This window comes from Klebsiella quasivariicola (assembly GCF_002269255.1).
GTDB lineage: Bacteria > Pseudomonadota > Gammaproteobacteria > Enterobacterales > Enterobacteriaceae > Klebsiella > Klebsiella quasivariicola.
This window is the reverse complement of sequence record NZ_CP022823.1, coordinates 716,149-729,533: the sequence shown is the minus strand read 5'-3', so window position 1 is coordinate 729,533 and position 13,385 is coordinate 716,149. Positions and strand designations below refer to the sequence as shown.

The 13,385-nt window shown below is 57.2% G+C and carries 13 protein-coding genes; 4 read left to right on the top strand and 9 right to left on the bottom strand.

Annotation, left to right across the window (positions count from 1 at the left end):
- Positions 1–72: 72 nt before the first annotated feature.
- From B8P98_RS03715 to exbB, 5 genes are all read right to left on the bottom strand, one after another.
- The gene (locus B8P98_RS03715) at positions 73–360 is read right to left on the bottom strand and encodes a DUF2623 family protein (RefSeq protein ID WP_025710486.1); all 288 of its coding nucleotides are present in this window, start codon (positions 358–360) and stop codon (positions 73–75) included.
- Between the two features lie 78 nt (positions 361–438).
- Complete coding sequence (gene yghX, locus B8P98_RS03710; protein WP_025710487.1) at positions 439–1,326, bottom strand: YghX family hydrolase; 888 nt, start codon at positions 1,324–1,326, stop codon at positions 439–441.
- Between the two features lie 121 nt (positions 1,327–1,447).
- Complete coding sequence (locus tag B8P98_RS03705; protein ID WP_004105804.1) at positions 1,448–1,942, bottom strand: TIGR00645 family protein; 495 nt, start codon at positions 1,940–1,942, stop codon at positions 1,448–1,450.
- Between the two features lie 140 nt (positions 1,943–2,082).
- Entirely contained in the window at positions 2,083–2,508 is a 426-nt protein-coding gene (exbD, locus tag B8P98_RS03700) for a TonB system transport protein ExbD (protein ID WP_002916785.1), read from the bottom strand.
- Positions 2,509–2,514: 6 nt separating this feature from the next.
- Positions 2,515–3,246, bottom strand: coding sequence for a tol-pal system-associated acyl-CoA thioesterase (gene exbB / locus B8P98_RS03695; RefSeq protein WP_004174395.1), 732 nt, complete (start codon positions 3,244–3,246; stop codon positions 2,515–2,517).
- Positions 3,247–3,496: 250 nt separating this feature from the next.
- Between exbB and metC the strand changes: the two genes are divergently transcribed.
- Positions 3,497–4,684 (top strand): cystathionine beta-lyase, encoded by a 1,188-nt coding sequence (metC, locus tag B8P98_RS03685; protein ID WP_025710488.1) that lies wholly within the window; start codon positions 3,497–3,499, stop codon positions 4,682–4,684.
- Positions 4,685–4,815: 131 nt separating this feature from the next.
- On the top strand, positions 4,816–5,475 hold the full coding sequence (yghB, locus tag B8P98_RS03680) for a DedA family general envelope maintenance protein YghB (protein ID WP_025710489.1): 660 nt from the start codon (positions 4,816–4,818) through the stop codon (positions 5,473–5,475).
- Between the two features lie 49 nt (positions 5,476–5,524).
- Here yghB and B8P98_RS03675 read toward each other — a convergent pair whose 3' ends face one another.
- Complete coding sequence (locus tag B8P98_RS03675) at positions 5,525–6,424, bottom strand: AraC family transcriptional regulator (RefSeq protein ID WP_080897358.1); 900 nt, start codon at positions 6,422–6,424, stop codon at positions 5,525–5,527.
- A gap of 196 nt (positions 6,425–6,620) precedes the next feature.
- Here B8P98_RS03675 and yqhD point away from each other — a divergent pair, with 196 nt between their 5' ends.
- On the top strand, positions 6,621–7,784 hold the full coding sequence (yqhD, locus tag B8P98_RS03670) for an alcohol dehydrogenase (RefSeq protein WP_080897357.1): 1,164 nt from the start codon (positions 6,621–6,623) through the stop codon (positions 7,782–7,784).
- 144 nt (positions 7,785–7,928) lie between these two features.
- Entirely contained in the window at positions 7,929–8,756 is an 828-nt protein-coding gene (gene dkgA, locus B8P98_RS03665; protein ID WP_080897356.1) for a 2,5-didehydrogluconate reductase DkgA, read from the top strand.
- Positions 8,757–8,842: 86 nt separating this feature from the next.
- Here the strand turns inward: dkgA and B8P98_RS03660 are convergent, their stop codons facing one another.
- The 3 genes from B8P98_RS03660 to plsC all read right to left on the bottom strand — a co-directional run bounded on the left by B8P98_RS03660 (position 8,843) and on the right by plsC (position 13,383).
- Positions 8,843–11,116, bottom strand: coding sequence for a YgiQ family radical SAM protein (locus B8P98_RS03660; RefSeq protein WP_167382639.1), 2,274 nt, complete (start codon positions 11,114–11,116; stop codon positions 8,843–8,845).
- Between the two features lie 33 nt (positions 11,117–11,149).
- Complete coding sequence (gene ftsP, locus B8P98_RS03655) at positions 11,150–12,562, bottom strand: cell division protein FtsP (RefSeq protein ID WP_025710492.1); 1,413 nt, start codon at positions 12,560–12,562, stop codon at positions 11,150–11,152.
- 83 nt (positions 12,563–12,645) lie between these two features.
- Positions 12,646–13,383: a 1-acylglycerol-3-phosphate O-acyltransferase gene (gene plsC / locus B8P98_RS03650; protein ID WP_025710493.1), complete on the bottom strand. Its 738-nt coding sequence runs from the start codon at positions 13,381–13,383 to the stop codon at positions 12,646–12,648.
- Positions 13,384–13,385 lie beyond the last annotated feature (2 nt).

Below are 13,385 nucleotides of genomic sequence, written 5' to 3'. Positions count from 1 at the left end.
GGTCTTCGCCCTTTCCCGCTGACGGGAAAGGGTTCCCACTACAGGACGGTTCCGCCTGCGAAGACGTCCTGTTTAGCTTTCCAGCCGATAGCCCGCCAGAAAATAGCGCATCGCCATACCCGACCCACCTTCTTTGAAGAAATCCATCACCATATCTCTGTCAAGGCCATAGCGACGGGTCAGGATCCCCGCCTCCCACGCGCTGAGCTGACGATCACCGGTTTTTTCAAACATGCGCTGCGAATACCCCAGCACAAACCCACGCTTATAATCGTTGCAAAAGTCTGCTGCCTGGCTCGCCGTATTGGCACAGGAGGCCTCAAGCCCCGCCAGTAACCCTTTACCAAAATGATTTTCCATCGCGCCCTCCCAATCGTTATATAATAAATTATATAGCGTTTTTTTGAGCGAGCGATAGCGCTATTTATGACGTTTGCGCTAGCGTAAATACTTCTCAAACCATGCCAGCGTGCGTTGCCAGGCCAGATCAGCCGCAGCCCGATCGTAGCGTGGCGTGGAATCATTATGAAAGCCGTGATTCACGCCCTGATAGAAATAGGCCTCGTAGACTTTATGGTGTTCCTTCAACGCCTGTTCATAGGCGGGCCAGCCTTCATTAATGCCGCGATCGAGGCCGGCATAGTGCAGCAGCAGCGGCGCTTTAATTTTATCGACCTCCTTCAGCGGCGGCTGGCGACCGTAAAACGGCACCGCACAGGCCAGCTCCGGAATGGCGACCGCCGCCGCGTTGCTGACGCCGCCGCCGTAACAAAACCCGGTGATACCGACCTTCCCCGTCGCCTGGGGATGCTTCGCCATAAACGCGACCGCCGCAAAAAAATCATTCATCAGCTTCACGGGATCGACTTTCTGCTGGAGCGCCCGGCCTTCATCATCATTCCCCGGATAGCCGCCGACGGCGCTCAGGCCATCCGGCGCCAGCGCGATGTACCCCGCTTTCGCTACCCGTCGGGCTACGTCTTCAATATAGGGATTCAGGCCGCGGTTCTCGTGTACCACCACAACGGCGGGCGCTTTGTCGGCTATTTTTGTCGGCGTCACCAGGTAAGCCCGCACTTCGCCGTGACCGTCAGGAGAGGGATAATGAATATACTCCGGGCGGATATCCGGGTCGGTGAACGGTACCTGCTCTGCCAGGGCATAGTCGGGCTTCAGCAGATTAAACAGCGCCAGCGCGGTCATCCCGCCGACAGTATATTTCCCCGCCAGCCGGAGAAACTCGCGTTTACTGATTTTGCCGTGGGCATAGTAGTCATAATACTCGAGCAACTGCTGCGGGAAATCTTTGGCCGTTAATCGCGTCATCACCCTGCCTCCGTTGTTAAGCGCCCTTTAAGCAAAGCAGAAGCTCGGGCATACGCCAGCCCAGAAAAGCATGAAACGGGGAGAAACAGCCCAGCGGCTAACACCGCCGGGAGAGAAGGGATCAGTGTTTCACTTTGGTCAGACGATCAAGGTAGCCCATCACAAAGGCCGACAGCACGAAGGTCAGGTGGATAATCACGTACCACATCAGCTTATTGTCCGGGACGTTTTTCGCATCCATAAACACCCGCAGCAGGTGAATAGAGGAGATCGCCACGATGGAGGCGGCAACCTTATTTTTCAGCGAAGTCGCGTCCATTTTGCCCAGCCAGCTGAGTTTTTCTTTACCCTCATTAATATCCAGCTGCGAGACAAAATTTTCATATCCAGAGAACATCACCATCACCAGCAAACCGCCCACCAGGGTCATATCCACCAGCGACAGCAGGGTCAGAATCATATCCGACTCACTGACGCTAAAAATATGCGGCAGTATGTGGAAGATCTCCTGAAAAAATTTGATGGTCAGCGCAATCAGACCGAGCGAGAGGCCAAAATAAACCGGCGCCAGCAGCCAGCGCGAAGCGTACATAGCGTTTTCCAGAAAGCGTTCCATAAGATCCTGTCAGTTAACAAAAAGAAGCGACATTATATCCCAGACAGATAACGTGATGGCAACGCCATGCCAACACTTCGCCGGCAGACGGCCATAAAAAAGGCCGGCGCGCGGCCAGCCTTTTCAGGGACATAATCGGGTTATTTGGCTTTGACGGTCTCTTCGCCCACCAGCCCGATCTTGAGATAGCCCGCCTGATGCAGGGTATCCATCACTTTCATCATCGTCTCGTAATCCACGGTTTTATCCGCGCGGAAGAAGACGGTGGTATCTTTTTTGCCGGCGGTAAGGCTATCCAGGGCGTTAATCATATTCGCTTCGGTCACCGGGTCGTTGCCGAGGAACATGCTTTTATCCGCCTTCACCGACAGGTAGATAGGTTTTTCCGGTCGCGGTTGCGGCTGGCTGGAGGAAGCCGGCAGATTGACCTTCACGTCAACCGTCGCCAGCGGCGCGGCCACCATGAAGATAATCAGCAGAACCAGCATGACGTCGATAAACGGCGTCACGTTGATCTCATGCATTTCACCGTTATCGTCCAGATTTTCATTAAGACGCATCGCCATAGCCGATCAACCTACCCGTAATTTCTGCGCGCTGCGCACCGGCTTCACGCCGCTGGCGCTGAGGTCCAGATCGCGGCTTTGCAGCAGGAGTACCTGAGCGGCGACGTCGCCGAGCGAGGCCTTGTAGCTGCCGATCATGCGGGCAAAGATGTTATAGATGACCACCGCCGGGATGGCGGCGAACAGGCCGATGGCCGTCGCCAGCAGCGCTTCCGCGATACCCGGCGCTACCACCGCAAGGTTGGTGGTCTGAGTCTGGGCGATGCCGATAAAACTGTTCATGATGCCCCAGACGGTACCGAACAGACCCACGAACGGCGAAATGGCGCCGATGGTGGCCAGATAACCGTTGCCACGCCCCATATGGCGACCGACCGCGGCGACGCGGCGCTCAAGGCGGAAACCGGTTCGTTCCTTGATACCTTCGTTATCTTCCGCACCGGCAGAAAGTTCGAGTTCGTTCTGCGCTTCGTTAATAAGCTGGGTGGTGAGGCTTTTCGCCTCGAAGGCGCTGGCGATATCGCTGGCCTGATCGAGAGAGCGGGCTTCCGCCAGCTGCTGCTGTTCGCGCTTGAGGCGACGCTTGCTGGCGAGGATTTCCGCCCCTTTGCCGAAAAAGATGGCCCAGGTGACGACCGACGCCAGAATCAGGCCAATCATCACCACCTTAACGACAATATCGGCATGATGATACATACCCCAAACGGAGAGATCCGCCTGCATCAAATTATTACCCACGCTCTATCTCCACGACGATAATCACAAAATCTGCCCACAATAATATCAAAACGACATCGAATTGATAGTGGTTCTCATTAGTATTTACACTGTGCAGCAAATCACGTTTATTTTCCTTGCGCTTACGCAGTAAAAAAGCGGCTAACCGCGGGCCTGGTAAAATTTTCGCCTGTATCGGCACCCTGCTGGTACAGAAAAGAAGATTCATGTTAGTTTAGACGTCCAGACGTATAAAAACAGGTTCATCAACATGGCTGATAAACATCTTGATACCGCCCTGGTCAACGCCGGGCGGAGCAAAAAGTACACCCAGGGCTCAGTGAACAGCGTGATCCAGCGCGCGTCCTCACTGGTTTTCGACACCGTGGAAGCCAAAAAACACGCCACCCGTAACCGGGCCAACGGCGAGCTGTTCTACGGGCGTCGCGGCACCCTGACCCACTTCTCGCTGCAGGAGGCGATGTGCGAGCTGGAAGGCGGCGCCGGCTGCGCCCTCTTCCCCTGCGGCGCCGCGGCGGTGGCCAACACCATTCTGGCGTTTGTCGAACAGGGCGACCATGTGCTGATGACCAATACCGCCTATGAGCCAAGCCAGGACTTTTGCACCAAAATTCTCGCCAAACTCGGCGTTACCACCAGCTGGTTCGATCCCCTTATCGGCGCCGATATTGCCCATCTGGTTCGCCCTGAAACCCGCGTGGTGTTCCTTGAATCACCCGGCTCGATCACCATGGAAGTGCATGATGTGCCGGCGATTGTCGCTGCCGTGCGTAAAGTTGCGCCGGAAGCCATTATCATGATCGATAACACCTGGGCGGCGGGGATCCTGTTTAAAGCGCTGGATTTTGGCATCGATATTTCCATCCAGGCAGGCACCAAATACCTGATTGGCCATTCCGACGCCATGGTGGGCACCGCGGTGGCGAACGCGCGCTGCTGGCCGCAGCTGCGTGAGAATGCCTATCTGATGGGACAAATGCTGGACGCCGATACCGCCTATATGACCAGCCGCGGCCTGCGCACCCTGGGCGTGCGCCTGCGTCAGCACCATGAAAGCAGCCTGCGCATCGCCGAATGGCTGGCCCAGCATCCGCAGGTGGCGCGGGTTAACCATCCCGCCCTGCCCGGCAGTAAAGGCCATGAGTTCTGGAAGCGCGATTTTACCGGCAGCAGCGGGCTGTTCTCGTTTGTGCTTAACAAGCGTCTCAATGACGCCGAGCTGGCGGAGTATCTCGACAACTTCAGCCTGTTCAGCATGGCCTATTCGTGGGGCGGCTTTGAGTCGCTGATTCTGGCCAACCAGCCGGAGCAAATCGCCCACATTCGACCAGATGCTGAAGTCGACTTCAGCGGAACCCTGATCCGCCTGCACATTGGTCTCGAAAATGTTGACGATCTGCAGGCGGATTTAGCAGCGGGCTTCGCGCGTATCGTGTAAAGTGACAGTCAGTGGCAACAATAGCGGACGCTTTTTAGCAAAGCGGCCGCTTTTGTTGCGCCCGGGATCAAGGTGCTCGGGTCTCTTCAGGAGTACACTAGTCAACAATACGGTACCACTTAGGAAAGTCCATGGTTGTCATTCAAGAGATTGTCGCCGCGCTGTGGCAACATGATTTTGCCGCATTGGCGAACCCTCACGTTGTGGGCGTTGTATATCTGGTTATGTTCGCGACCCTGTTTCTGGAAAACGGGCTGCTGCCCGCTTCCTTTTTACCGGGAGACAGCCTGCTGCTGCTCGCCGGCGCGCTGATTGCTAAAGGCGTCATGGACTTTGTGCCCACTATCGCCATTCTGACCGCCGCCGCCAGCCTCGGCTGCTGGCTGAGCTATGTGCAAGGGCGCTGGCTGGGCAATACGCAAACGGTGAAAGGCTGGCTGGCGCACCTGCCGCACAAATACCATCAGCGTGCCACCTGCATGTTTGACCGCCACGGCCTGCTGGCACTGCTCGCGGGCCGTTTTCTGGCGTTTGTTCGCACCCTGCTGCCAACCATGGCCGGCATTTCCGGTCTGCCGAACCGCCGCTTCCAGTTCTTTAACTGGCTGAGCGCCCTGCTGTGGGTCTGTGTGGTGACGGGTCTTGGCTATGCGCTGAGCATGATCCCGTTCGTGAAGCGCCATGAAGATCAGGTGATGACCTGCCTGATGATCCTGCCGATTGTCCTGCTGCTGGCGGGCCTGCTCGGCACGCTGTTCGTGGTCATTAAAAAGAAATATTGCAGCGCCTGACGCTTATCTGCCGGGGGGCCAGCGCCCGCCCGGCTTGCCCTTCCTGATATTACATTCCCTGCATCGTGCGAATACGCGCGGCGTCTTCTCCCGGCGTCAAACCGAAGTAGCGCTTAAACTCGCGGCTGAACTGCGAAGGGCTTTCATATCCCACCCGCATCGCCGCCGCGCTGGCCTTCATGCCGTCATGGATCATCAGCATCCGCGCTTTGTGCAAACGGTAGTTTTTCAAATACTGCAGCGGAGAAGTACTGGTCACCGATTTAAAATTATGGTGAAACGCTGACACACTCATATTTGCTTCCGCCGCCAGCCGATCGACGCTGAGGTTTTCGGTGTACTGGCTTTCGATATGCTTGAGCACGCGGCTTATCAGGCTGAAGTGGGTCTGCCGGCTGACCAGCGCCAGCAGCGCGCCACCGCAGGGCCCCATCAGCACATAATAGAGAATTTCGCGGATGATCTGCTTACCAAGAATACGGGCATCCAGCGGCCGCTCCATCACATCAAGCAGCCGTTCGGCAGCGCACAGAATATCCTCCGAGAGTACCGCCGAGTTTATCCCGCTGGAGGCGACCGCGGGCTGAAACAGCGGATCTTCGCCAATATCCATCAGCAGCTCCTGTAGCTGCAGGATATCGACATTCAGGCGCATCCCGGCGAGGGGCACCTCCGGGGTGGCAAAGGTTTCGCACTCGAAAGGTAGCGGCACGGTCAGCAGTAAATATTCGTTTGTATCGTAGCGAAAAGTCCGCTCATTGATATAACCAATTTTATGGCCCGAAAAGAGAAAAACGATCCCCGGCTGATACATCACCGGCGTCCGGGGCCCCGGTTGCGTTCCGTACAGCAAACGGACGTCAGGCAGCAACGAACTTAACATTTCGTGCTTATCTTTCAGCAGGTTAATCTTCTCCGTTAATGTCCGACATATCTCTGCGTGTTGCATTGCCACCGTCTCTCCCGATGTTTCTTCACCTGTACATTGTGCGCAGGCCGCTACAAATTCTCCAGCCATATGGAGAAATAGGCAAGACATCGGCAGGAATGTGCATTGAGGGTCAACGGCGCCAGGACCACAATAACCTTCATCGGGCAGCGGTATCGTCCCTGTCGACGGTTTTACTCTTTGGAGGACTTAAGCAATGAATAATTTCGACCTGCATACCCCAACCCGCATTCTGTTTGGCAAAGGCGCGATTGAAAAGCTGCGTGAACAGATCCCGGCGGAAGCCCGCGTACTGATCACCTACGGCGGCGGCAGCGTCAAAAAAACAGGCGTCCTGGATCAGGTCCTCACCGCTCTGAATGGCCTGGATGTCCTTGAATTTGGCGGCATCGAGCCGAACCCGTCTTACGAAACCCTGATGAATGCGGTGAAACTCGCCCGGGAAGAGAAAGTGACCTTCCTGCTGGCGGTCGGCGGCGGTTCGGTGCTGGATGGCACCAAGTTTATCGCTGCAGCAGCCCACTACGACGCGGATATCGATCCGTGGGAAATTCTGGAAACCTATGGCAGCAAAATTGCCAGCGCCATTCCAATGGGCTCGGTACTGACTCTGCCGGCGACCGGTTCTGAATCCAACAAAGGCGCGGTCATATCGCGGAAAACCACCGGCGACAAACGCGCGTTCATGTCTTCGCACGTCCAGCCGCAGTTCGCAATCCTCGATCCGGTTTATACCTACACCCTGCCGCCGCGCCAGGTCGCGAACGGTGTGGTTGACGCCTTCGTCCATACCGTCGAGCAGTACGTCACCTACCCGGTGGACGGCAAAATCCAGGACCGTTTCGCCGAAGGCATTCTCCTGACGCTGATCGAGGATGGCCCGAAAGCCCTGCAGGAACCGGAGAACTATAACGTGCGCGCCAACATTATGTGGGCGGCGACGCAGGCGCTGAACGGCCTGATCGGCGCAGGCGTGCCACAGGACTGGGCGACGCATATGCTCGGCCACGAGCTGACGGCGATGCACGGCCTGGATCACGCCCAGACGCTGGCTATCGTGCTGCCGGCGCTGTGGAATGAGAAACGCGACAGCAAGCGCGCGAAGCTGCTGCAGTATGCCGAGCGCGTGTGGAATATTACCGAAGGTTCGGAAGACCAGCGCATCGATGCCGCCATCGCCGCAACGCGTCAGTTCTTCGAGCAGATGGGCGTGCCGACCCGTCTTTCCGATTACGGTCTCGACGGCAGCTCTATCCCGGCGCTGCTGGCGAAACTGGAAGAGCACGGCATGACCAAACTGGGCGAACATCAGGATATCACGCTGGACGTCAGCCGCCGTATCTACGAGGCAGCCCGCTAATTTATCCCGTCTGATTCACCTCTCCTTACGTTAAACAAACGTCAGGGAGAGGTGTTTTTACTACCGTTTTTAGCTATTTCGTCCAGACTTAATGCTACCCCTCGGCGGATTCTACCCCGCCGAGTTCATTAACAGGAGGAAGGCATGACACATCCAACCGTTATAAAACTACACGACGGCAACCTGATGCCGCAGCTGGGTCTCGGCGTGTGGAAAGCTGGCAACGAGGAAGTCGTCTCCGCCATTCATAAGGCGCTGGAAGTCGGTTATCGCTCTTTTGACACCGCCGCCGCGTACCAAAATGAGACCGGCGTCGGCAACGCGCTGCACAGTGCAGGCGTCAATCGCGATGAGCTGTTTATTACCACCAAGCTGTGGAACGACGATCAAAAACGGCCGCACGAGGCGCTGAAAGAGAGTCTCAGCAAGCTGAAGCTCGACTATGTGGATCTCTACTTAATCCACTGGCCGGTGCCGGCAATCGGCCATTACGTCGACGCCTGGCAGGCGTTGATCGAGCTGCAGCAGCAGGGGCTGACCAAAAGCATCGGTGTGTGCAACTTCCAGGTCCCACATCTGCAGAAGCTGATTGATGAAACCGGCGTCGCCCCGGTGATCAACCAGATTGAGCTCCATCCACTTATGCAGCAGCGTCAACTGCACGCCTGGAACGCGACACACAAGATCCAGACCGAATCCTGGAGCCCGCTGGCCCAGGGCGGCGAAGGCGTCTTCGATCAGAAAGTCATCCACCAGCTCGCCGATAAGTACGGCAAAACGCCGGCGCAAATCGTCATCCGCTGGCATCTTGATAGCGGTCTGGTGGTGATCCCGAAATCCGTGACGCCATCGCGTATCGCCGAGAACTTTGACGTCTGGGACTTCCGTCTCGACAAAGATGAGCTGGGAGCGATCGCGAAGCTGGATCAGGGTAAACGGCTCGGCCCTGACCCGGATCAGTTTGGCGGGTAATACGTAAAAAAACCGGACAGCGCTGACGCGCGTCCGGCTCTCCAACTGGCCCGGGCAGCAAAGCGCTACCGGGCACAACGTCAGGCTTAACGCCCGGCGACTTTACCGCGTTTGACCGGTTTTTTCGCCGTCGCTTCACCGTTAGAACGCTGATGCACAATCGGTGTGTGCTTGGTCAGCGCCGGGCGGGTATGACGATTCTGGCGACGCGCTTCGCGCATTTCGTCCAGGGTTGGCGCTGGCACCAGGCAGTCGCGACGGGAGCCAATCAGGTGCTTCTTGCCCATCGCCTCCAGCGCCTGACGGATCAGCGGCCAGTTTGCCGGATCGTGGTAACGCAGCAGCGCTTTATGCAGACGGCGCTGTTTATCACCCTTCGGCACCACTACCTCTTCGCTCTTATAACCGATTTTACCCAGCGGGTTCTTGCCGGTGTAATACATCGTAGTCGAGTTCGCCAGCGGCGACGGATAGAAGTTCTGCACCTGGTCGAGACGGAAGCGATGTTTCTTCAGCCACAGCGCCAGGTTCACCATATCCTCATCACGAGTTCCCGGGTGGGCGGAAATAAAGTACGGGATCAGATACTGCTCTTTACCTGCCTGCTTCGAATAGGTATCAAACAGCTCTTTAAAGCGGTCGTAGCTGCCCATGCCCGGCTTCATCATCTTCGACAGCGGCCCCTCTTCGGTATGCTCCGGGGCGATTTTCAGATAGCCACCGACGTGATGGGTTGCCAGCTCTTTGATATAGCGCGGATCTTCAACCGCGATGTCATAGCGTACCCCGGAGGCAATAAGGATTTTCTTGATGCCTTTCAACTCACGGGCGCGGCGATAAAGATTGATCGTCGGCTCATGGTTGGTATCCATGTGCGGGCAAATATCCGGGTAGACGCAGGAGAGACGGCGGCAGGTCTGTTCGGCGCGCGGCGATTTACAGCGCAGCATATACATGTTGGCCGTTGGCCCACCGAGATCGGAGATCACCCCGGTAAAGCCGGGCACCGTGTCGCGAATGGCTTCGATCTCATTGATGATCGAATCCTCAGAACGGCTCTGAATAATGCGTCCTTCGTGTTCGGTGATCGAGCAGAACGAACAGCCGCCGAAGCAGCCGCGCATGATGTTGATCGAGAAACGGATCATCTCATACGCCGGGATACGCGCATCGCCATAAGAAGGGTGCGGCACACGCTTGTACGGCAGGGCGAAGACGCTGTCCATCTCTTCGGTAGAGAGCGGGATCGCCGGCGGGTTGATCCAGATATAGCGCTCGCCATGCTTTTGCATCAGCGCCCGGGCGCAGCCAGGGTTGGTTTCGTGGTGCAAAATGCGCGAGGCGTGAGCATACAGGACCTTATCGCCTTTCACCTTCTCAAAGGAGGGCAGCAGTACATAGGTTTTTTCCCACGGTTTGGGCCGCGGCGGTTGCACGGTGATGCTTTTCGCTTCCTGCTTTTTCGGCGCAACAGGTTTGTTGTCTGCACACGGCAGGTCTTCACCATACGGATGCGGGATCGGATCGATTTTGCCCGGGGTATCCAGACGGGTGGAATCCACGCCGCTCCAGCCCGGCAGCGCCTCTTTCACCATGATGGCGGTATTGCGCACATCGCGGATCTGGTCAATGGTTTCGCCCATCGCCAGACGATGCGCCACCTCCACCAGCGGGCGCTCACCGTTGCCGAACATCAGCATATCGGCCTTGGAATCCACCAGCACCGAGCGGCGCACAGTGTCGGACCAGTAATCATAGTGGGCGGTACGGCGCAGGCTGGCTTCGATGCCGCCGAGGATCACCGGCACATCTTTCCACGCCTCTTTACAGCGCTGGGTGTAGACCAGAGTAGCGCGGTCCGGGCGTTTGCCCGCCACGTTACCCGCCGTATAGGCATCGTCATGACGCAGCTTACGGTCGGCGGTGTAGCGGTTGATCATCGAGTCCATGTTGCCGGCGGTCACGCCGAAGAACAGATTTGGTTTGCCCAGCCGCATGAAATCGTCTTTGGTGTTCCAGTCTGGCTGGGAGATGATCCCTACCCGGAAACCCTGCGCTTCCAGCATGCGGCCGCAGATAGCCATCCCGAAGCTCGGGTGGTCGACGTAAGCGTCGCCCGTCACCAGAATAATGTCGCAGCTATCCCAGCCAAGTTGATCCATCTCTTCACGCGACATCGGTAAAAATGGCGCAGGGCCAAAACAGGCAGCCCAGTATTGCGGCCAGGAAAAAAGGTCACGATCCGGTTGGATCAGGGATATAGCGCTCATATTGCTTCCGGGGAAAATGATAAAAAAATAACCAAAAGGGCGTGGATTATAAGCCGGAATGATAGTGGAAATGAAGGAGGATTTTCTCAAACCCTGACCGTATTCCGGCCAGGGCTGCAGAGATTACGGCGCGGGATTCACCAGCATCTGGCCAATCGAGCCGCGATCGGCCAGCTCCAGGGTCTGGCTCAGATACTGGAACGGGAAGTGTGGCCACGACGGCTGGGCATAGTAGACCAGCAGCTCAACCTGCCCGTCGACCCACACGGTGTCCTTCCAGCCCCGGTCTTCCGGGAAAGGCATCGAGCCATTGACGTTCCGGATCTGGAACATCACTCCTTCAATATGAAACGACTGCGGGCGGTCGGCGCGCACCGTCCAGCGCTCCCAGGTTCCCTGCTGCGCCGTGATATCGATACGCTGCGGATCCCACAGCTGGCCGTTGATGCCAGGATCGTCACCGAGGGTGATATCCCGGCTGCGGATTGGCGTGCCGGAGAGCAGCTCGGTCGGCAGCAGACGCACCGGCAGACTGTCAGTGACCAGCGGCAGCAGCCCGGTCGGGCGCAGGGTCAACACCAGCGTGGAGACCAGAATACTTGACGGTTCAAAAAAGCCGCGGATACGGTCGACAATGCTCGCCGCTTCGCCGCAGGTAATGGATACTTCATCGCCGTTGGTCATATCGACCAGAATTTCACGCCGTTCCCCTGGGGCCAGCGACAGCTGCTTGAGCGAAACCGGCGCCGGCAGGAACCCCTGGTCGCCGGAAATCACATGCAGCAGTCGGCCATCGCTCATCTGCAGCTGATAGCGCCGGGAGTTGGAGGCGTTCAGCAGGCGCAGGCGCACCCAGCCGCGCGACACTTCGACATACGGGCTCTGCACGCCGTTAACCAGCAGCGTATCGCCCACAAAGCCGCCGCTTCCTGGTTCGCTATACTCCGGCGTGCCGAAGTTATCCAGCCGTTTATCCTGAATAATCACCGGGAAGTCATCAACGCCGTAGTGGTTAGGGATCGGCAGATTCTTGCTGACCTCATCTTCCACCAGCCACATGCCCGCCAGGCCGTTGTAAACCTGTTTCGCCATTCGGTTTGGCGTATTGGCCTGATACCACAGCGTCGCCGCACTCTGGCGGATAGGCAGCACCGGCGCCCAGTCGGCATTCGGCGACATCATACGCGCCGCGCCGCCGATCAGCGGGCCAGGTACCTGCAGGCCGCGGATGGTCATCGCCACGTTCTCAGTCAGGCGGTTGCTGTAGATAAGCTTAACGTCATCCCCGTTCCAGACGCGGATCGTCGGCCCCATATAGCGGCCATTGATCCCCCAGACGGGAGCACGGGTGCCGGGGGTAAATGACCAATGCGAACGCTGCAGCGTCAGAAACAGCGGCTGGCCGCGACGGGATTCCAGCAACGGCGGAACCGGCAGCGCAGGCTGCTGGCCGGCGGCATGGGCCTTCAGCGGCGCGGCGCCAGCGCACAGCGCTACGCCGGAAGCCTTAATAAACTGACGCCGACTGAGTGACATATTAACTCCATGACATACTGACAAATGAAAAAGGGAATTCGTTTCCCGCCAGCAATACGCACGCGTTGGCGGCGTTTCCTGTCTTATTGCTTGCCGGCCGCTTCGCGCTCAGCCACTTCGTTGTCCAGCTCAGCAATTTTGGCGGCCATCAGCTCGCGACAATGCGTCGCCAGCGCGCGCACGTTGTCTTTACCGAACTGAGTGGTATCCACCGGCGGCAGCATTTCCACGATCACCAGACCGTTATTCCAGCGATTGAGCTTTATTTTATTCGATGTATTCGAGACACACACCGGAATAATGGGTACCCCGGCGGCAATCGCCGCGTGGAAGGCGCCGGTTTTAAACGGCAGCAGGCCGCGGCCACGGCTGCGGGTCCCTTCCGGGAACATCCAGAACGAAATTTTACGCTTTTTAAAGGCGTTGACGACCTCGGCAATGGTGCCGTGCGCTTTGGTTCGGTTATTACGGTCAATCAGCAGATTACCGGTCAGCCAGTACAGTTGGCCAAAGAACGGGATCCACAGCAGGCTCTTTTTACCCACGGTGACCGTCGGGGCCTGCACGATATTCGACGCCGTCACCATATCATAGTTGTTCTGGTGGTTAGCGATGTAGATCGCGTTGCCATAGCTTTCCGCGTCAGCAGGTTTGCGTAGCTCCACCTTGAGACCAAATACCGGAGACAGGCGGCCAAACAGATGGCCGAAAGTGGCAACGTGTTTTGGATTACGCGGGCTGAACAAGCAGTACAGACAGCCAAGTATGCACACCACGATGCAATAAATGACCACAAAAATTACTCGAAAAATGAATAGCATAG

What these genes read in the sequence shown, in the direction of transcription:
- B8P98_RS03715 (WP_025710486.1), bottom strand. Translation starts at nt 360, where the DNA reads ATGGAAAATCATTTTGGTAAAGGGTTACTGGCGGGGCTTGAGGCCTCC.
- yghX (WP_025710487.1), bottom strand. Translation starts at nt 1,326, where the DNA reads ATGACGCGATTAACGGCCAAAGATTTCCCGCAGCAGTTGCTCGAGTAT.
- B8P98_RS03705 (WP_004105804.1), bottom strand. Translation starts at nt 1,942, where the DNA reads ATGGAACGCTTTCTGGAAAACGCTATGTACGCTTCGCGCTGGCTGCTG.
- exbD (WP_002916785.1), bottom strand. Translation starts at nt 2,508, where the DNA reads ATGGCGATGCGTCTTAATGAAAATCTGGACGATAACGGTGAAATGCAT.
- metC (WP_025710488.1), top strand. Translation starts at nt 3,497, where the DNA reads ATGGCTGATAAACATCTTGATACCGCCCTGGTCAACGCCGGGCGGAGC.
- yghB (WP_025710489.1), top strand. Translation starts at nt 4,816, where the DNA reads ATGGTTGTCATTCAAGAGATTGTCGCCGCGCTGTGGCAACATGATTTT.
- B8P98_RS03675 (WP_080897358.1), bottom strand. Translation starts at nt 6,424, where the DNA reads ATGCAACACGCAGAGATATGTCGGACATTAACGGAGAAGATTAACCTG.
- yqhD (WP_080897357.1), top strand. Translation starts at nt 6,621, where the DNA reads ATGAATAATTTCGACCTGCATACCCCAACCCGCATTCTGTTTGGCAAA.
- dkgA (WP_080897356.1), top strand. Translation starts at nt 7,929, where the DNA reads ATGACACATCCAACCGTTATAAAACTACACGACGGCAACCTGATGCCG.
- ftsP (WP_025710492.1), bottom strand. Translation starts at nt 12,562, where the DNA reads ATGTCACTCAGTCGGCGTCAGTTTATTAAGGCTTCCGGCGTAGCGCTG.
- plsC (WP_025710493.1), bottom strand. Translation starts at nt 13,383, where the DNA reads ATGCTATTCATTTTTCGAGTAATTTTTGTGGTCATTTATTGCATCGTG.